Genomic DNA, 18589 nt, shown 5'->3' on the forward strand with positions numbered 1-18589 from the left:
TAAAGGTTATTAATTTATTTTTCATCAAACCTAATCGGTTTTCTCCCCTCTATAGCCGTAATGGATAATGAATTGGTTATAATCTTTGGTGTTATAAATATAAGCAACTCATCATTCCTAAGACCAATTTGAGTGTTTTTAAACAAATTACCCACTACAGGCAATTGGCCAAAAAATGGAACTCTAGTGATTGTCTTACTTTTATCTTGTTCGTAAATACCCCCAAGTACTATAGTTTGACCATTTGTTACTAGTACATTTGTCTGAATTTCTTTGGTTGCAATAGCTGGAACCCCGTTAAAGGTTAAGTTAGGCAAGGCCCTATCCTGATTAACCTTCAACTCCATAAGTACCTTACCATCAGGTGTAATTTGAGGAGTTACCCTTAAGCTTAATACTGCTTTTTTAAATGCTACTGCTGTGGCCCCACTGGAAGTAGATTCCTGATAAGGAATTTCTTGTCCTGACTCAATTACAGCGGCTTGTTGGTTTGCGGTAATAAGCCTTGGACTGGAAATCAATTCAGCAAGTCCTTCACTTTCCAAAGCGGAAAGCTCTAAATCAAGCAGAATACCATCTCCCAATTGAGCCAAAGCAATCCCAACAGAAGCCGGATTTGCACCGGTTAGAGGAGCAGCAACCAAATCCAAATTTAATCGATCAGTAAATGGTGTCACGTCTGCAGGAGCTACACCTTGGGCTAATTGATTAGCCCCAGATAATGTTCCACTTAAATGTGGTGGTTTAGATACACCCCAACGAATACCTAAGTCTTGAGCGAAATCTTTGGTTACCTCCACAATACGAGCTTCAATCAGAACTTGTTTTACAGGGACATCCAGCTCTTTTAATAATTCACGGACTACTTCGATTTGGCTTCCAGTATCTTTAATCCAAAGTGTGTTAGTACGTGGATCCACACTTATGGTGCCATCTTTCGATAATAAAGAATTTTGTTTGTCTTTGATTAAAACCGCAAGCTCGCTTGCTTTTGCATAATTAATTTGAATTAATTCAGAGCGTAAAGGTTCGTTTTTCTTAATTGTTTGTTGCCTTGCCAATTGATCGGCTTCCATTTTTTCAAAGACACCTTCATTACTAATCAATATTACATTTCCGGTTTGGCGCTTTTCTAATTTTTGTGTGGTTAAAATTATATCTAAGGCTTGATCCCATGGTACATTGTTCAATCTAAGTGTCATATTTCCCTGAACTTGATCATTTACCACAATATTAAGGCCCGTAAAATCAGCTAATAACTGCAAGATAGCCCGTACACTAATATTCTGAAAATTCAAAGAAATTCTTTTCCCAGAAAACACTTTATTTTTTAGTTTTTGCTGTTGTATTTCTTCGGCAGTCAAAGGTAAGACATCGATCATGAATTGCTTGTTGACCTGATAAACATTTTGTCCAAACCCTCCACGATTCAATAAAGTCATGTGGGCATTTTTTCCCGCTTGTTGAAAAGAAACAAATTGTACAGGACTACGAAAATCAGAAACGTCGAAGCGTTTTCTTAAACCTTGGGGAATTTTGGTATTTAAGAACTTAATGAGAATTTCTTGACCATGCTCTTCGACTTCGACTGGGACGCTCGTATCGGAAATATCGACAATTGCCCTTCCACCCTGGCGTTCAATACCTCGAAAATCAAAGTGATTGATTTCATAACGTGTTCTGACATTACGGTGTGTAATGAGAAGCTCACTTGTGGGTTTGAATAATTCGTTGTTTTTGCCATTTAAAATGATGGTGTAAACCCTTCCAGAAATTGAGCCTACAAAGGGAACCGCATATTTTAAATCCAATATTGCCCGAACACGGCTTCCTACTGCGACAACAGTATACTTACTTAGTGAGCCCACTTTAATTTCTTTTGTTTTCTGTTTGACCGGCAACTCTAAATTGGAGCCAATAAAATCGAGAATGATACGGGGTGGAGTCTGGGTGACAAAACTTGCAGGCTCTTGCTTCAATGGTTGCGAAAATACCAGATCCATTCGCACCTTATCTTCTGGTAAAGGGATGACTTTAACAGAAACCAGAGGGTTCGCTTGCGCAAAAGCTACCCCAAGGCTTAAACAAAATAATATAAATAAAGCAGTTATTCTCCGCACTTTTTCTCCTACTTCCCAGTGTACAATTCAATTGTTGTTAAATGCTTTTCCCACTTCCCTGAAGTTTTCGTTGTTTCTAATAATTGAATTGCATTATTTTTTATAGACACAATACGCCCATAATTTTGTCCCATATAATTCCCAATTCGTATATGAGTAATGTCTGAGTTAGGCAATTTAATTAAAGCCCATATGTCATTACCCTGATTTAATGTTCCCACAAATTTTAAAGCATCCAGGGGATACGATTCCAAAGGTTCTTTGGGCCTATTTTGATCGGGTGCATTCAAATCCACTTCTTGCTTTGGCTGTGTTGTTGGTTTAAATGGGTTCCTTCTATTGCCATTATCAGGAAACATAAATGAAGGTAAAGGCGTAAATGAAGGTATCGGCTCGATATCTCGAGTTTTTCTATGTTTGACTTCCTTGATATATCGTACCAGGTCCTCATTGCCGTCGGAACATGCGATCAGTAAGAACGTTAACGAACAAATACAACCAATTCTACGTTTTTGGTTCATCATTGTGTGCGATATCGATATATTTTAGCTGTGATATTCATCACTAATTCATCTCCCGAAGCAGCTTTTTGATCTTTGGAAGACACCCCTTCAATTGTAAAGTCATGCAAGGTTACAATTCGGTTCATTTGAGCCACCCTGCTTATAAACATGGCTAATTGAAAATAAGTACCAACTACCGCAATTTTAATTGGTAATTCAACATAAAAATCGTGCACCACTTCTGGTTGTGGGGCAAACAAATCAAATCTTAGGCCTGAAGCGACCCCAGTTTTGGAAATTTCTTCCAATAATCCAGGCATTTGGTTTTTTTCTGGTAGCTGCTTGAGCATCAGTGCAAATTTTTCTTTCATCACTTGCAGTTGTACTCGATAAGCTGGCAAATTAAACAATTGGCGTTGTTTGTTTTCGAAATCTGTTTTCAAGGTGGCTTCCTGCCCTTGTAATTTATTATATTGAGTAAAATTATCTTCTATGATGAGCCAATAACCTAAAGCAATGATTAATAGGCTGACACCGATGTAGACACAAATTTTTACTATAAAAGGCCATTGGCCTACATTTTCCAGAGTTAATTCGTTCAGGTTAATTCCATTCATAGCGTTAACCCGATCTGAAATTGAGGAGCAAGTAAAAAATTCAATTTAAATTCATTGGCAATGACTTCTTTTTTATCTTTATCTTTGTTTTTTTCTTTATTTGTCTCTTCCTTCTTAATTTCACTTAAAACGGGATTATGAAGCCAATCATTATTTTCTATATTAGTCATTAATATAGAAACAAAAGTATTCGATTCGGTAAAGCCTGAAACTGTAATCAAATCGCTTTTACCTTCGACAAGGGTTAAGTAAATACCTGAGGGAGAAACATTAATCAACTCGTCAAATAAATGAACCATTAAAGTTCGCGTGGATTGTAAATGTTGAACAATAGACATTCTCGATATCAGCATTTCTCTTTCTTTTTGCAAATTTTTTATTTCCGTTAGTTGCGCGCTCAAGGCATTTATTTCTTTCTGAAGCATCTGATTACGTGTGATTTGATTGCTTACCAGACCTGAAGCATAAGAATTAATTAAAAAAACAACAACCCCAGCTATGACAACGCAGGCAAATAACATCGTAGTAAACAGTTTTTTCTCCTGCTCCCGCTTTAATTCTCGCCAGGGAAGGAGGTTAATTTGCGTCATATGATCTCACTTTATATCCCTTAATGCCAAGCCGCAAGCTACCAAAAGAGATGGTGCATCATGATTCAAAGAATCCAAGTGCACCATTTTACCTGGAGTCATGTATAGGAATGGATTAGCAATTGTGGTACCCAATCCCAACCGCTCATGGACGAGATCCAGCAAACCAGGTAAAGTGGCTAATCCTCCAGATAATAAAATATGATCTACATCCCCATCCTGGTTTGTAGAATAAAAAAACTGCAAAGTTCGTTTGATTTGCAGTAAAATATCTTCTTTAAAAGGTTCCAGAACTTCTTTTTCATAATCTGCGGGTAAATCAGCACTTTCCTTTGCAAGAACTGCTTGTTCCAATGTCATATTATAATGTTCTGCGATTGAATCAATTAATTGTTTACCCCCAAATTTTTCTTCCCGAGAATAAACTAATTTCATTCCATGAAGCACAAATAAATGCGTATAACAGGCCCCTATATCAATAATGGCAATGGTTTTGTCCTGACCAGATGCAGGCAAATCCTTTGCCAAAAGTTGTGCTGCCCGTTCCACCGCATAAGATTCAACATCGATCACTACAGCATTCAAGCCGGCTCGCGTTGCAGTTTCAACCCTCTGATTCACATTTTCAGCTCGAGAAGCTACTATTAATATATCTAACAAATTTGAATTTTTTTCAGAATGACCCAGGATTTCAAAATCAAGGTTAATTTCATCTATGGGATAGGGAATATATTTATCCGCCTCTGTGACAATGAGCTCCTCCATTTCCGCATCACTTAATCCCTCATTGATTTGTATTACTTTACTTATTATTGAAGAGTCAGGAACTGCCAGGGCAGCTTGCGTGCACGACGTATGTAATCTATCAATTACTTTTTTAATGCATTGGGAAACCGCATCAATATCTTTAATGGTATTCCCCTCCATCGCATGAGCGGGCAATACTTCTCGACCATAATTCTCTATGACTAGGGAATCGTTTTGGCCTGATATTTCTAAGACTTTAACAGCCATAGATGTGATGTCTATTCCGAGAATTGAACGATGCTTGGGCTGAAACAATTGAAGCATGTTTCTTATTCCCTTGATACTTCCCTGCATGCAAAAGACTCCACTTGGACCATATATTGATGTTAACGTAACCTCTTAAAAAATTACACTGTTTTCTGCTTTATAAAATTATAAAAAATGATGATATTTTATCATCATTAACATTTAGTCATTACAACTTGCACTCATCAAAAACATTTAATATAGTGAAAAACCAACTTGTTAGGGGATTTCGCATTTATGATTTGAAAAGGAGATTTTCATGACTAGGTTAGAAGAGTTAATTTATGCATTAGCAACTGTTATAGTCCGCTATCATGACAGCCAAGACAATATCGAAGTTAAAGACAAACTTGTTGCTTCAACTGGACCTACATTGCGGAAAAAAAAATCTCACGAACGCGCTATAGAAATTATACAAGACAAAAAGACCAATTTCGCTTTATTTTTAGAAGGGAGAATTAATGCGTGTACTGGAGGATATCAAGCTCGAAAAGAGTTCCTGTCTTTTTTGTTAACTGAAATTAGTTATTTAAAAGAGCAATACGATAGAAAAATTCCCTTTGAACAGAAAGAGCTACAAAGGCTTCAAGAACATTTAACTCAGTTATTTATTGATTTCCGTCAATTATTGTCGATATATAAAAACACAAAATATACAGTCACCTTAACAAACTCCAAAGGATCGAAGACCCAAGATTTAAATGGTTTATTAAACGATCGTTATGTAGGGGGTAAATATTGTAACTCAGGTCAATTACTCATTGATGAGGTTCTTTTCGTCCTTCATATGACGACTGACGATTCAAATGATGAACTTAAAGAAATTGCTGCCAATATTTGTTTGGAACAGCAAATTTATCTGGAGTATCAAAATGAAAAATTAAAAAAAACGTCAGAAGAATCGGAAAAAGAAGCTTTAAAACTTGAGTTAGAGAGTTACAAGCAAAAATTAGAAACGCAAAATGCAAAGACAGAAGCACGCACACTAGAATTTGAGCAACTCAGAGCTTCTCAATCAGATTTAGAGCCCCACCTCCAGGAATTAACTCAAAAAAATAAAACCCAGCAAGTTATGCTAGAGGAACAATCCAGGGAATTAGTTAAGACTAAAGAAGAATTGGCCCAAACAAAAGAAGAATTAGAGCAAACGAAAGTACAATTGCAAAAAATTCAAATTGATTCTTTTGCGAGACGCTTCCCAACCTATAGTCCCTTATTAGGATCATTTGCTGGATTACATATGCTCCAAAGAACAGGAAATCCTCGATTTTTTCCCCAACAAACTAACCAACAGATGACTTCCACATCTCAACCCTTGCCCACAGAAGAAGACATCGAAGACAATCGTTCCAAAATGATCAAAGAATAAAGACAATAGACTGATTCTCAAATCTGCATTTTTGGTGTTTCATAGATTTTTTTAAAATTCTGATGAAATACCAAAAACAGGTTCAAACTATCTTCTTTTTTGCACAAAACTCGCAATCCTGAGAAGAATCACTGTATAATACCCGCCAAATTTCATTTAAAAGCTTATGACTCTATGAAAATGGCATACTTCTGGCGTAAAGGTCTATGGGCGCTGATGAGCCTGTCTTTTGTTTTAATTGTGGCAGGAAGTCTGATATACCTCTATCTTGAAAGCCAACTCCCCAATGTCGATTCATTGAAAACAGTCCAGTTGCAAGTGCCTTTACAAATTTTCAGTAAGGACGGCCTGCTTATTCAAGAATATGGTGAAAAAAAGCGAATTCCCGTCACCTATGATGAAATACCCCCTATGCTGGTTCATGCTTTAATTGCCACTGAAGATCAGCGTTTTTTTGAACATCCTGGTGTGGATGTTTTAGGTTTGGGCCGTGCGGCTGTACGTATGGTAAAAACAGGAACCAAATCGCAAGGCGGCAGTACCATTACAATGCAGGTCGCTCGTAATTTTTTCTTGAGTCGTAAAAAGACTTTTTTACGTAAATTTAATGAAATCATGCTGGCCATCAAAATAGACAGAGAATTGAGTAAAGAAAAAATTCTCGAGCTTTACCTAAACAGGATTTATTTGGGAAATCGTGCTTATGGCGTGGGTGCAGCGGCTATGGTTTATTTTGGCAAGCCGCTCAAAGAATTAAACTTATCTGAATTGGCCATGATAGCAGGCCTTCCTCAAGCACCATCAACACAAAATCCCATTGCAAATCCCTTGGCAGCGAAAAAACGGAGGGATCATGTATTAGAGCGCTTATTGGAAGAACATTATATTAACGAAGAACAGTACCAAAATGCCATCAACCAACCCATCACTGCAAGGTATCACGGCACACCTATCGAGGTAAAAGCACCTTATGTTGCTGAAATGATCCGTCAGTCCCTATATGATAATTTTGGCCCCGATGCCTATACTAAAGGCTATAAAGTTTACACCACCATTGATGGAAATCTACAAAATACAGCGAACGATGTAGTCGAAAAAAATCTAATTGCTTATGATCACCGCCATGGTTACCGGGGGCCTGTCGCCACTATCGGTGAGAAAGACAGTAAATCCTTAGAGATCATTCAAAAGAATTTGGAAAAATATCCGCAACTTAACCATCTTCTGCCAGCAGTAGTTACTGAAGTAAAAGAAAAAGAAGCAACAGCTATCTTGCAAAGCGGACGAACCATTCTTATCCCTTGGTCAGGTTTATCTTGGGCAAGGCCTGCACTTAAAAATGGTTGGGTAGGAAAATCACCCTCCAAGGCCATGCAGGTTGTTGCAGTGGGAGATATTATCTATGTTCATTCAACTAAAGATCATTGGGAATTAGCACAAATTCCTGAAGCTGAATCAGCAATGGTCGCACTCAATCCAAAAAATGGTGCGATAGAGGTGTTGGTTGGTGGATTTAATTTCCAAAAAAGCAAATTTAACCGCGCAACGCAATCAAGTCGGCAACCCGGCTCCAGTTTTAAACCTTTTGTTTATGCTGCGGCTTTAAATAATGGCTATACTCTGGCAACCTTGATTAATGATGCCCCTATTGTCGTTGATGATCCAAGTCAGCCTAATTTATGGCGTCCTCATAATGTGAATCTTAAATTCAATGGCCCCACACGCTTAAAGCAAGCCCTGGTCCAATCCAAAAATTTGGTTTCCATTCGTATTCTTGATGATATTGGTATCAACTACACCATTGATTTTTTGACACGTTTTGGATTTAACAAGAAGACACTCCCTAAAGGGCTGTCTTTAGCTTTAGGTAGTTTATCAGTAAGTCCCATGGATTTAGCTGCGGCTTATGCCGTTTTTGCAAACGGCGGTTATAAAGTCGAACCCTATCTCATTGATCGGATTACTGACACAGAAGGTAAGATTTTATTGCAAGCCAAACCAACCATTGTTTGTAATAACTGCAACAGTAATGTAGATCACTCCACGCTTGCCCCACGCGTCATCCCTGAAGACATTAACTTTTTAATGTATACTGCTTTGAAAGATGTCATCCAGCATGGTACTGCACGCGCAGCTCGAGTACTTAATCGCCAGGACATCGCAGGTAAGACGGGTACCACCAATGATCAAGTGGACTCATGGTTTGCTGGATTTAACTCGGATCTTGTAGCGACTGCCTGGGTAGGTTTTGATAATCCCAAGTCCTTACATGAATATGCTGCCGGGCTTGCGTTACCTTTATGGATCGATTTTATGAAGGTTGCTTTGAAAGGAAAACCTGAGCATGACCTAAAACAACCGGAAAATGTGGTAGCAGTCCGCATCGATCCAAATAGCGGCTTGTTAGCACGTCCTAATCAAGCAAACGGAATCATTGAGTATTTTCGTAATAAAGAAGTTCCAGCTGAAGAGGATCCCACTCCCGTATTTAATGCAAGTAATGATTCGCAACAACTTCCTGCTGTTGAGGAAAGCTTGTTCTGATCCCCTATCGTCATAGTAGCATGAACTGATGTAAGTCGCTCCCCCCTCTCCCTCTATCCTAAGGGGGAGAGGGTAAGAGAGACGGTATTAAAATACTATTTGGCTGAGCATGATCAGTTTAGATTGGAACAAGATTTTTATCACGTGAATTGAATTAATATAGAATAGAAAATAGAACAAATTTCTACCAATAATTGGCTCGAATTCTCGCGTTACATCCTTTTGAAATGTAAGTTCTATAATATTGAGTCTAAGAAATCTTTTGAATAGACTGGAGAATTCCGTTTTGAAACCTAGGGTTCTGCGGGAGCTTCCCCTAGGCTATAGAATGTAAAGAATAATCGATCTATCTGCCCGCTAACGCGATTGCTGCAGGTGTGTACTCATATCCGAGATCACGAGCAACGGCTTCAAAGGTAATTTTACCTTGGTGAACGTTTAATCCATTCAGTAAATGCTGGTCGTTGAGTAAAGCCAGCTTCACTCCTTTTGTAACGATGCTTAAAACAAATGGCAGCGTGGCATTATTTAACGCAAAAGTAGATGTTCTTGGTACAGCGCCAGGCATATTAGCGACACAATAATGAACCACATTATCAACAACATAGGTAGGTTCCTGGTGTGTTGTAGGACGACTTGTTTCAAAACATCCACCTTGGTCAATTGCTACATCCACCAGTACAGAACCAGGCCGCATTGATTTGAGCATTGAACGGGTCATTAATTTTGGAGCAGCGGCACCAGGCACCAATACTGCACCTATAACCAAATCCGCACGAGTTGTATATTTTTCAATTGCATCCGCGGTAGAATAAACGGTGTTGATTTTTGATCCGAATTGAAAATCCAACTCATTTAAACGTTGCAAGGATCGATCAAGAACTGTCACCCGAGCTTCCATACCCATAGCCATACGTACCGCATTAGTACCTACTACGCCGCCACCAATAACAACCACATTTGCCGCAGCGACACCTGGAACTCCTCCTAATAAAATCCCACTCCCACCTTGAGCCATTTCTAAGCAATGTGCTCCAGCCTGAATCGACATACGCCCAGCCACTTGGGACATCGGAGCCAATAAAGGTAAACCACCTCCATCCTCAGTTACTGTTTCATATGCAATGGCAGTTACCCCAGACTCTTTCAGCATACGTGCTTGATGAGGATCTGGTGCTAAATGCAAATAAGTAAATAAGGTTTGGCCTTCACGAAGACGTTTGCACTCAATGGGTTGAGGTTCTTTTACTTTGACAATGAGATCCGCTTTAGCAAATACTTCATCCGCACTATCAACTACCTCTGCTCCAGCATGTCGATAATCATCATCGGAGATACCAATCCCCAGACCAGCACCTTTTTCTACTATAGCAGAGCTTCCTACTCTTATAATTTCCCTAATACTAGAAGGAACAAGGCCTACCCGGTTTTCTTGAGGTTTAATTTCTTTTGGAACACCTACTAACATACTTTCTCCCCTCTATCGGTTTTTTAATTGTGCTATTAACTCGGGCACGAGTTCAAATAAATCACCAACCAAACCATAGTCAGCAATTTGAAAAATAGGGGCGTCTTCATCCTTATTAATTGCAACAATGATCTTAGAGTCCTTCATCCCTGCTAAATGCTGAACTGCTCCAGAAATTCCTACAGCAATATAAAGCATTGGTGCAACTATCCTTCCGGTTTGCCCCACCTGATAATCATTAGGAACAAAACCCGCGTCTACAGCAGCACGGGATGCTCCCACAGCAGCTCCGAGTGCATCAGCCAATTCTTCAATTAGCTTAAACTTCTCGGCACTTTGCAGTCCTCTTCCTCCAGAAACAATAATTTTTGCACTTCCTAAATCAGGACGCTCCGATTTACTTAACTCATGATTGATAAATTCACTTTTATTGGAATTAAATTCTTTATTGATGGTTTCAATGCAGCAAGGGTCTTGAGTTCCAGTGATAGGATTAAATGCAGTTGTGCGAATGGTTAACACTTTCATTGGGTCAAGAGATCGAACTGTTTCCAGAGCATTTCCGGCATAGATTGGATGTTCAAAAGTGTCCTTATCTATAATTTTGATCACGTCAGAAATTTGTGCCACATCCAATAGTGCCGCGATTCTCGGAGCTATATTCTTTCCAAAAGTACTGGAAGGAACTAATATCGCATTATAAGAGTGTGCCATTGAAAGCACTAAATCACACATAGGCTCTGCTAAAATGTGCTCGTAACAAGGATGATCAACACACAGAACTGCATGTGCTCCTGCAAGCGTAGCGGCTTGTTCTGCAACTGCAGTGCATTGATGCCCCACAACAAGTAATGTCGGCTTATTATCTAATTCCAATGCAGCAGCCAAGACATTACGAGTGGATGCATGTAATTTTTTATTGTCATGTTCTACGAGTATTAAAGTGCTCATTACTCCCCCTTATCAAGCACTTTGGCTTCATGCTGTAATTTATCTAATAATTCGGTCACCGATTCAACCATCACGCCTCCACTGCGTGTCGTAGGTGCGGTGATACTTACTACTTCAATGTGCTTTTTGAGTGACAATCCAAGAGTATCTAATTCCCTGATATCAAGAGGTTTCTTTTTCGCTTTCATAATATTGGGAAGACTGGCATAACGTGGTTCATTGAGACGTAAATCAGTACTTATCACCGCTGGTAAATGCACACTTATTGTCTCTAAACCCCCATCAATTTCGCGGATGACATCTAAATGATTGTCTTTGGTTTCTATCTTGGAAGCATAGGTAGCTTGTGGCCAATCTAATAAAGCAGCCAACATTTGGGGTGTTTGGTTGTTATCCCCATCAATGGCTTGTTTGCCCATCAGGACCAAATTAGGGTTCTCTTCATCGATTATTTTTTTTAAAATCTTTGCAATACTTAGACTTTCAAGTGAATCCTGAGTCCGGACCAGAATTGCTCTATCGGCTCCTAATGCTAAGGCATGCCGTAAGGTCTCTTGCGCGCTGTCATTACCTATACTGACAGCAATTACTTCTGTTGCCCAGTTTTTCTCACGTAAACGTAAGGCTTCTTCTACAGCAATTTCATCAAATGGATTCATTGCCATTTTAATATTTTGTGTTTCAACTCCTGAAAGATCCGATTTCACCCTTATTTTTACATAGGGATCGATTACACGCTTCACTGCCACGAGAATTTTCATAATTCCTCACTGGATAATCAAAACTAACGCATCTTGCCAGAGATTCCCTGCTCAATTCAAGGTTTATTTCTAATTTAGCTCGAAATAACTACGTATTAAGAACAAGAAATTCTGATAAATAAATAGACAATTCCTGTTTTAAAAAACATACCCTCCCTCGGCCTGCGTCACAGAATTTTCTTTCAGAAGACTGATCACGCGTGAGGCTCGGTCTACTGCTAAAGCAGTTTTCCCACCTTCAGTGTAAACAAGAGAATTTTTTTTAATTGTTTCTAAAGCTTCGTGTGCCTTCACAATTTTTTCATCAACTTTTAAATCCTCATCTTTATCAAATACCCGTAGTCGGAGCAAAAATGCATCTAAAGCACGAAACTTTTCACCTCCGGCTCGCCAATTTCTAAAAAATTGCTGTTCTAACAACCCCAAACACGATTCTATAGGTGCTGCAATCATCTTTAATTGAGGTGTTTTAAAAGTCGCGCTTGAACCCTGGTTCTGACTTGCAAGAATCAATTCACGACATAGATTTTCCTCTGCGATACCTTCTTCTTTTACATCAGATGGAGCGCACAGTAAAGGAGTTAAGAGGGTAGAACCGATTTGCAAACTCGTTTCATAAAATTGTCGAGAAGCCCAAAACGTCAGTTCCATTAAACGAGCCAATAATGTCGTTGTCGCTGTAGCAGAAACAATACTAATTGATTGTAAAGTATGACCCAGTTTTTGCAATTGTTTCGAATCACTACCCTCTAAATATTGACCGCTCTTTAATAAAGCAAAATACAATGCATAAACAGCAAATAATTCCTCCGCGAAAACAAATGTTCCAAAACTGATAAAAACCATGGGGAGAAATGATATTAATGCTCTTAGTCCCTTAGGTTTGATTTTTCCTACCTCATCAAAATAACCAGTCGATTTGTCGAGTAAACCTAAAAGACTTACATAAAAATTACGCTCCGTAAATGTTCTGGAGGTGTTTCTTAGATTTTCTAGCCATTTTTGAAGATCTTCCCGTGTTGTGATTTCATCAAATTGGATGGGTTTAAAACTTTGGGGAGAGGTTAATTTTCCATAACAAAGCGACAATGTTTTGAAACAAGATCCATCATTGCGGTGTTCGGATAGGTTTTCTTCTAACCATTTCACTTCCGGATTGAATTTATCTATCAAATCCGGATGAAGATATAAAGATAAGCTTTTATAATTTTTTCTTATTTTTGATTTTTCGGGACCATCTTTAAGTAATAATTTATTCATTAATTTAATAAAATCAGCATCCAGTCGTAAAAGTGCTTCTTTATTCAAATCGCTTTGATAATTATTCTTTTCTTTGTCATAACTGGCATAAATGCTAACCAGAGTTTTTAATTCAGTCTCTATAGTCATAACCTCTCCCTAGATTGGTTATTCTGGATCGATACTGTTAAAACTCATCCACTAAAAAGTTTTAGTTATCGCATAGCACAATCCATTTTATTGAACCAATTCTTCCGTTTAAGATATTCAGTAAAAAATCCTACAACCAACAGACTTATATAAAAAGCACTTAATACATCGCTTAAGTAATGAAACCATAATAAAATTCTTGTTGCAGCAATAAACAGGGCCACAACAAGGAACGCATAGAAATATCGAGGAAAGAGAACGCCCAATCCTGCGGCCAGACTAATGAGTGTTGTCGTGTGTCCTGAAGGGAATGACCAATAATTTGATTTGAATTGAAACCAATAAAATCCAAATTCATTATGGGAGAATAACAATTCAGGACGCGCACGGCTTAGAGCAACTTTTAAAACCAAAATAACTAAATTCGCTAAAAGTACACAACCAAATAAATACCAAGAGCGCGCTTCATATACTGCATTTACACGTATGTACCGAAAATACAATCCAGCGAAAAAAAACAAAACAACATAAGCAATCCATTTACCCAAAGCAGTCAATAGTGCTAAAAAGGGTAAATTCGTTCTTAGATCCAATTGATAAAAATAGTTTGCTAACGGTTTATCTACAAAATAATAGGCCAAAATAACCAAAATTGCATAGAGCATAATAACCAGGGGTTTTTTCATCAATTGAAATAAAGTTTCAAATTGTCTCATCAATTCATCCTTATTTTTCACGTAAGTACCATGGAACAGTTATCACTATGGTACGAGGATCGCGCTCTAAAAAGAGTAAAGCCCGTAATCCTGGAGCGTGGATATTATGAAGCAAATACTCATACCATTTGGGTTCAACCAACTCGGGTATAATAAGGGCAATAAGACTATTTTTCCTCTCTTTTCTTACTTTTCTCACAAAATTCAGTAACGGTAAAAAAATGCGCCGGTAGGGTGATTTTATAATTTTTAACTGAGGGCTTTTCTTGCCCGATTTTATGGCGGGTTGTTCTATTTTTTCATGCCAAAGTTGTTGTAAATGCCCAACCTCATTATTACCTGTATCGATATAGACAGCAGTTATATCTTCTGAAAGCAACATTCCAAATTGAATGGCCTTCTCTGCCATTAAATCCAACCCATGTATTGGAATAATGACGACAGGTATTTCTAGGGAGCGGGGATTAATCTTTATGGGTTTTTCAATTTCCAAGGCAATTTTTTCATAATGATGCTGAATACGATGCATTAAGTAGCCTAATAGAGGCGCCAGCAAAATGATTAACCAAGCACCTTGGAGAAATTTTGTTACTATTATAATAAGTAGCGCAATAGCAGTAGTCAAAGCGCCCGCTGCATTAATTATTAATTTGTATCTGGATTTTCGATTTTCATCTCTTAGCCAATACTTTACCATACCAATCTGAGAAAATAGAAAAGCGCTAAATGCGCCCACTGCAAATAACGGAATGAGATTATTTGTAATTCCTTTAAATACAAGGAGAAGAACGCCAGAAAAAAAAGACAGTATGATGATCCCAACAGAATATACCAATCGTCTGCCCCGCTCAGCAAAAAAATGAGGCAAATAATTGTCTTCAGCTAGAAAACGACAAACCCTTGGAAATGCTGAAAAGCTGGTTTGTGCTGAATTAACCAGGACTGCAAAAATACTGGCAATCGCAATATAATAAAAAATACCTTTACCTGCTGCAGCTTCTACTAACTGTGAAAGTATTGTTTGGTAACCTGGCTTATCTTGATCCATAGCTTGTATATGATAAGCCGGACACAAATAGCCAATAAGAATTAAAAAAACAGCAAGTGTGACTACAATAAATGTTAAAGTCCACTGTGCATTTTTAACAGCTGGCTTTCGAAATAAAGGTACGCCATTACTCACCGCTTCAACACCGGTCATCGCAGTTAAGCCATTTGCAAAAGCAGTTAACAGCATCCAATAAGTTAGTGTTTGGGTAGAGTCCGAAACCGTACTTGGTATCTGATGAACAAGAGGGGGATGGCCACCGGTCATCCATACCTTGAATAATCCAATAAATAAAGTGATGAGTATACATGCGATGAAAAGAATCACTGGTATGACAAGAAGCATTCCTGTTTCACGAATTCCTCGTAAATTAACTAACGTGAGCAGTAACAGAACAACCAGACATAGAATTAATGTATAAGGTTGTAATTCAGGAATAGCCGAGACTATGGCCCCAACACCTGCGGATATGCCAATAGTCACATTCAATAAATAATCCAATATCAATGAAATCGCCGCCCCCACTCCATATTTTTTGCCAAGATTATCGCTGGCCACAACATATGCGCCACCTCCTTGTGGGTAAGCGGCGATGGTTTGCATGTAAGAAAAATATAAAGACATAAGGACAAGAACGACAAAAATTGAGACAGTAAAGAAATAGTGTAATCCGGTTACTCCTGCTAATAATAACACTGTAAGTGCGGCTTCTGGCCCATAGGCCGTTGATGACAATGCATCAAGTCCAAGGACTGGGACGCCAATTAATACGGATAATTTCTGTTTTCCTTTGGATCTTATAGAAAGAGGTTTCCCTAAAATTTTATCTAAAATTGACATATCCCTATCAACCCCTAAATATTTTAATTTAATTGTACCCATTCAATTAGGGTTAATAAAGTTAAGAAGGACATCAAGCCAGGTTCTATTACCACAAGAGTTGGATTATTGTTGACATTAAAGACAACAGGAATAACAATTCAACATCCACTATTACTTGAGGAATGACAATATGGATTTAAAATTTTTAATTAAATCAATGCAAGCATTGGCTGTCAGTTCATTATTTCTTAACGGTGCTTATGCTGAAGATGTTTCCATTGTAGGAACTCTGAAACAAACACTAAAACAAGAGAGTACAAAATCGTTACAAAAAGTTCCTGGATCAGAAGAAAAAACCATCACATTATTGCACGTGCAACTTTCTGATGAAGCAAAGGCTCTCCTAGCCAGCCGGGCTCAGGATGCTTTAGCACATTCGCATCAATTTGCAATGAAAAATTCATATAAAGTAACTTCCTCCATACCCAATAATGTCACATTAGGAATGAGTAATGTACCTGTTTTAGATCAAGGGATACACGGAACCTGCGTCACATTTGCAGTTACCGCCGCAATTGATGCCGCAATGACTAAAGGTGATTACATAAGCCAATTGTGTAATTTACAGTTAGGGAGCTATTTGGAAAAACAAGGATATGGCTTAAGTGGCTGGGATGGTAGCTATGCGGTTAATGTCATTGAACAAATCAATCAATACGGCATCATCAATAAAGTAAAACAGCTGAAATATGGTTGTGGCGGCATGAAAAATTACCCCACTTACTCCGATCATCAATCCTATATGGAGCCGGAAAAATTCAGTGCGCTAAGTGAACCCATCATCGGTAAAGAAGTCAATTGGTCTGATATGTTTCAGAAAAATGATCCTGAAAAAAATTTAAATGATGTAAAACAAGCGCTTTATGCTGGGGATCGTATGGTATTTGCTGTATTACTCCCCCGTACGGATCTGGGCACTGCCGGTGCAGTAGGCAAATATAAAACATGGTTTTATAAAGACAGTTGGGTTTTAACTCCAGAAATTATCAAAGGGGCTGAAAATGTTGATGCCGCTCATGAAATGGTTATCACTGGGTATGATGATAATGCTGTTGCAGTCGACAATCATGGCGTCAAACACAAGGGATTATTATTTATACGCAACTCGTGGGGTACCTCAGTTGGGGATGATGGCGAGTTTTATATGTCTTATGACTACTTTAAGCTACTAGCTTTCGATATCACCCGTTTTTCACGAGTATCCGCTTAAACAAACCTATACGACTATTAATATCTCTCCGGGAAACTGAAGCAATCCCGGAGAACTCCTATCCAACATCATGATACCTCTTTTATTTCCAACTTATAAAAATCCAAAGCATTCGTCATTAAAATTTTTTTGGCCATTGATTCATCAAAAGAGTCTAAAATTAGGACGATGTCTGTGTTATTAAAGGGTTCAGGGGCTCTGGTAGAAGGTAGATCGGTACCAAACATTAAGGCATCTGGATTAATTGCTGCAACCTTTTTTAATACATCAATGACTTCAAAATCAACTCGTCCAAAGCCTGATGCTTTAACTTTAACTCCTTTTTCGACAAGCTTAAATAAATAAGGCAGCCCTTTTTTTGTTAATCCTAGGTGATCAATGCTGACAGCAGGCAATCGGAAAATTACTTCAGTAAGTTCGGAAAGATCAGAAGAATCAACATATAATTCCACATGCCATTGAGCCAGATCATAAATACGATAAGCCATATCCTTTAAATGGCTTATCGTTTCTGAACCACCCCGTTTTATATTAAATCTTATTCCTCGAATACCTTGTTTGTTCAACTGGATAATTTCCTCATTGTTGCTTGTAGCCGGTAATTGGGTCACGCCAACAAAATAAGGCCCTAATCTGCGTAAAGCGTGGACTAAATACGTTTGATCAAAAGCTTGAAATGATCCCGATACTACAGCCCCTCCTATGATGGACAACGGTTTTACCCTGTTTAGATAATCATCAACGGTAAATTCTTCAGGAAGGTAAGATTGGTTCGCAATTAAAGCAAAATGATGATCAATAATATGGAAATGGGCGTCGAATAGTTGCATCATGATATCCTATACTTAACATGTAATCCTATTTTTATGGCATTATATCATTTTGGTTTTTAGTTTGATCAATCTGGATGCCGCGAACAAGTCGCGGCACGTAGAAGAAGGGTTATCTTTACTTATCCCGCCTACTAACATGTTTCTACTGGATTGCAACAACCAATGGGATTAGATAAAAGTACTCTACTAACAGCACCATTTGCACTCTTCCCGCCAACCTGTCGCAACTTGTCTCCATTGCACACTCTCTGCCAACGTGCCGCAACTTGTTCGCGGCATCCTACTGGGTAAGACGAACAGCACCCCTGTTCACAAAGCCCATTGGCACACTCCCTGCCAACGTGACGCGACTTGTTCGCAGTATCCAACGGGTTAGAAGAAAAGCACTCCTGCTCACAAAGCCCCTTAGAACACTCCCTGCAACGTGCCGCGACTTGTTCGCGGTATCCAAACTGGGTAAGACGAAAAGCACTCATGCTCACAAAGTCCATTGGCAAATCCCTGCCAACGTGCCGCGACTTGTTCGCGGTATCCA

Annotated in this window: 16 protein-coding genes; 3 read left to right on the forward strand and 13 right to left on the reverse strand. The window is 38.6% G+C overall.

Annotated elements, in window-relative coordinates; all coding sequences use genetic code 11:
• Window positions 1-14: 14 nt before the first annotated feature.
• The 5 genes from BU07_RS0116020 to pilM are packed head-to-tail and all read right to left on the reverse strand — an operon-like array spanning window position 15 to window position 4901.
• The gene (locus tag BU07_RS0116020) at window positions 15-2120 is read right to left on the reverse strand and encodes a type IV pilus secretin PilQ (protein ID WP_031567829.1); all 2106 of its coding nucleotides are present in this window, start codon (window positions 2118-2120) and stop codon (window positions 15-17) included.
• Between the two features lie 8 nt (window positions 2121-2128).
• The gene (locus BU07_RS0116025) at window positions 2129-2644 is read right to left on the reverse strand and encodes a pilus assembly protein PilP (protein WP_031567831.1); all 516 of its coding nucleotides are present in this window, start codon (window positions 2642-2644) and stop codon (window positions 2129-2131) included.
• Window positions 2641-3240, reverse strand: a complete 600-nt coding sequence (locus tag BU07_RS0116030; RefSeq protein ID WP_031567833.1) for a type IV pilus inner membrane component PilO — start codon at window positions 3238-3240, stop codon at window positions 2641-2643. The genes BU07_RS0116025 and BU07_RS0116030 overlap by 4 nt, the downstream gene beginning before the upstream one ends.
• Complete coding sequence (locus tag BU07_RS0116035; protein WP_031567835.1) at window positions 3237-3830, reverse strand: PilN domain-containing protein; 594 nt, start codon at window positions 3828-3830, stop codon at window positions 3237-3239. The genes BU07_RS0116030 and BU07_RS0116035 overlap by 4 nt, the downstream gene beginning before the upstream one ends.
• Before the next feature lie 6 nt (window positions 3831-3836).
• Complete coding sequence (gene pilM / locus BU07_RS0116040; protein ID WP_031567837.1) at window positions 3837-4901, reverse strand: type IV pilus assembly protein PilM; 1065 nt, start codon at window positions 4899-4901, stop codon at window positions 3837-3839.
• Between the two features lie 241 nt (window positions 4902-5142).
• Here pilM and BU07_RS0116045 point away from each other — a divergent pair, with 241 nt between their 5' ends.
• Together BU07_RS0116045 and BU07_RS0116050 are read left to right on the forward strand one after the other, a co-directional pair.
• A complete protein-coding gene (locus BU07_RS0116045) occupies window positions 5143-6252 on the forward strand; it encodes a hypothetical protein (RefSeq protein WP_051635633.1) in 1110 nt (369 codons plus the stop codon).
• Window positions 6253-6426: 174 nt separating this feature from the next.
• Window positions 6427-8796 carry a penicillin-binding protein 1A gene (locus BU07_RS0116050; RefSeq protein WP_031567840.1) on the forward strand — a complete coding sequence of 790 codons (2370 nt, stop codon included), beginning with the start codon at window positions 6427-6429 and terminating at the stop codon, window positions 8794-8796.
• 346 nt (window positions 8797-9142) lie between these two features.
• Here BU07_RS0116050 and ald read toward each other — a convergent pair whose 3' ends face one another.
• The 6 genes from ald to BU07_RS0116080 form a co-directional block, all read right to left on the reverse strand.
• On the reverse strand, window positions 9143-10264 hold the full coding sequence (gene ald / locus BU07_RS0116055) for an alanine dehydrogenase (RefSeq protein ID WP_031567842.1): 1122 nt from the start codon (window positions 10262-10264) through the stop codon (window positions 9143-9145).
• Window positions 10265-10276: 12 nt separating this feature from the next.
• The gene (locus BU07_RS0116060; RefSeq protein WP_031567844.1) at window positions 10277-11215 is read right to left on the reverse strand and encodes an electron transfer flavoprotein subunit alpha/FixB family protein; all 939 of its coding nucleotides are present in this window, start codon (window positions 11213-11215) and stop codon (window positions 10277-10279) included.
• Window positions 11215-11976 (reverse strand): electron transfer flavoprotein subunit beta/FixA family protein, encoded by a 762-nt coding sequence (locus tag BU07_RS0116065; protein ID WP_031567847.1) that lies wholly within the window; start codon window positions 11974-11976, stop codon window positions 11215-11217. The genes BU07_RS0116060 and BU07_RS0116065 overlap by 1 nt, the downstream gene beginning before the upstream one ends.
• Window positions 11977-12114: 138 nt before the next feature.
• Window positions 12115-13365 (reverse strand): hypothetical protein, encoded by a 1251-nt coding sequence (locus BU07_RS0116070; RefSeq protein WP_051635634.1) that lies wholly within the window; start codon window positions 13363-13365, stop codon window positions 12115-12117.
• A gap of 65 nt (window positions 13366-13430) precedes the next feature.
• Window positions 13431-14081, reverse strand: coding sequence for a phosphatase PAP2 family protein (locus BU07_RS0116075; RefSeq protein WP_031567851.1), 651 nt, complete (start codon window positions 14079-14081; stop codon window positions 13431-13433).
• A gap of 10 nt (window positions 14082-14091) precedes the next feature.
• A complete protein-coding gene (locus BU07_RS0116080) occupies window positions 14092-15969 on the reverse strand; it encodes an APC family permease (RefSeq protein ID WP_031567853.1) in 1878 nt (625 codons plus the stop codon).
• Window positions 15970-16141: 172 nt separating this feature from the next.
• Here BU07_RS0116080 and BU07_RS0116085 point away from each other — a divergent pair, with 172 nt between their 5' ends.
• A complete protein-coding gene (locus BU07_RS0116085; RefSeq protein WP_031567855.1) occupies window positions 16142-17221 on the forward strand; it encodes a C1 family peptidase in 1080 nt (359 codons plus the stop codon).
• A gap of 68 nt (window positions 17222-17289) precedes the next feature.
• Here the strand turns inward: BU07_RS0116085 and BU07_RS0116090 are convergent, their stop codons facing one another.
• Both BU07_RS0116090 and BU07_RS17480 read right to left on the reverse strand, forming a co-directional pair.
• A complete protein-coding gene (locus BU07_RS0116090) occupies window positions 17290-18054 on the reverse strand; it encodes an amidohydrolase family protein (protein WP_031567857.1) in 765 nt (254 codons plus the stop codon).
• A 131-nt stretch (window positions 18055-18185) separates the two neighbouring features.
• The coding region (locus BU07_RS17480; RefSeq protein ID WP_211249051.1) for a hypothetical protein at window positions 18186-18589 on the reverse strand (404 nt) is incomplete at its 5' end.

The sequence above is a fragment of the Legionella wadsworthii DSM 21896 = ATCC 33877 genome, from assembly GCF_000701265.1.
GTDB classification, from domain to species: domain Bacteria; phylum Pseudomonadota; class Gammaproteobacteria; order Legionellales; family Legionellaceae; genus Legionella; species Legionella wadsworthii.

What these genes read in the sequence shown, in the direction of transcription:
- BU07_RS0116075 (WP_031567851.1), bottom strand. Translation starts at nt 14,081, where the DNA reads ATGAGACAATTTGAAACTTTATTTCAATTGATGAAAAAACCCCTGGTT.
- BU07_RS0116085 (WP_031567855.1), top strand. Translation starts at nt 16,142, where the DNA reads ATGGATTTAAAATTTTTAATTAAATCAATGCAAGCATTGGCTGTCAGT.
- BU07_RS0116030 (WP_031567833.1), bottom strand. Translation starts at nt 3,240, where the DNA reads ATGAATGGAATTAACCTGAACGAATTAACTCTGGAAAATGTAGGCCAA.
- BU07_RS0116070 (WP_051635634.1), bottom strand. Translation starts at nt 13,365, where the DNA reads ATGACTATAGAGACTGAATTAAAAACTCTGGTTAGCATTTATGCCAGT.
- BU07_RS0116065 (WP_031567847.1), bottom strand. Translation starts at nt 11,976, where the DNA reads ATGAAAATTCTCGTGGCAGTGAAGCGTGTAATCGATCCCTATGTAAAA.
- BU07_RS0116080 (WP_031567853.1), bottom strand. Translation starts at nt 15,969, where the DNA reads ATGTCAATTTTAGATAAAATTTTAGGGAAACCTCTTTCTATAAGATCC.
- BU07_RS0116025 (WP_031567831.1), bottom strand. Translation starts at nt 2,644, where the DNA reads ATGATGAACCAAAAACGTAGAATTGGTTGTATTTGTTCGTTAACGTTC.
- BU07_RS0116090 (WP_031567857.1), bottom strand. Translation starts at nt 18,054, where the DNA reads ATGATGCAACTATTCGACGCCCATTTCCATATTATTGATCATCATTTT.
- BU07_RS0116050 (WP_031567840.1), top strand. Translation starts at nt 6,427, where the DNA reads ATGAAAATGGCATACTTCTGGCGTAAAGGTCTATGGGCGCTGATGAGC.
- BU07_RS0116035 (WP_031567835.1), bottom strand. Translation starts at nt 3,830, where the DNA reads ATGACGCAAATTAACCTCCTTCCCTGGCGAGAATTAAAGCGGGAGCAG.
- pilM (WP_031567837.1), bottom strand. Translation starts at nt 4,901, where the DNA reads ATGCTTCAATTGTTTCAGCCCAAGCATCGTTCAATTCTCGGAATAGAC.
- BU07_RS0116060 (WP_031567844.1), bottom strand. Translation starts at nt 11,215, where the DNA reads ATGAGCACTTTAATACTCGTAGAACATGACAATAAAAAATTACATGCA.
- BU07_RS0116045 (WP_051635633.1), top strand. Translation starts at nt 5,143, where the DNA reads ATGACTAGGTTAGAAGAGTTAATTTATGCATTAGCAACTGTTATAGTC.
- ald (WP_031567842.1), bottom strand. Translation starts at nt 10,264, where the DNA reads ATGTTAGTAGGTGTTCCAAAAGAAATTAAACCTCAAGAAAACCGGGTA.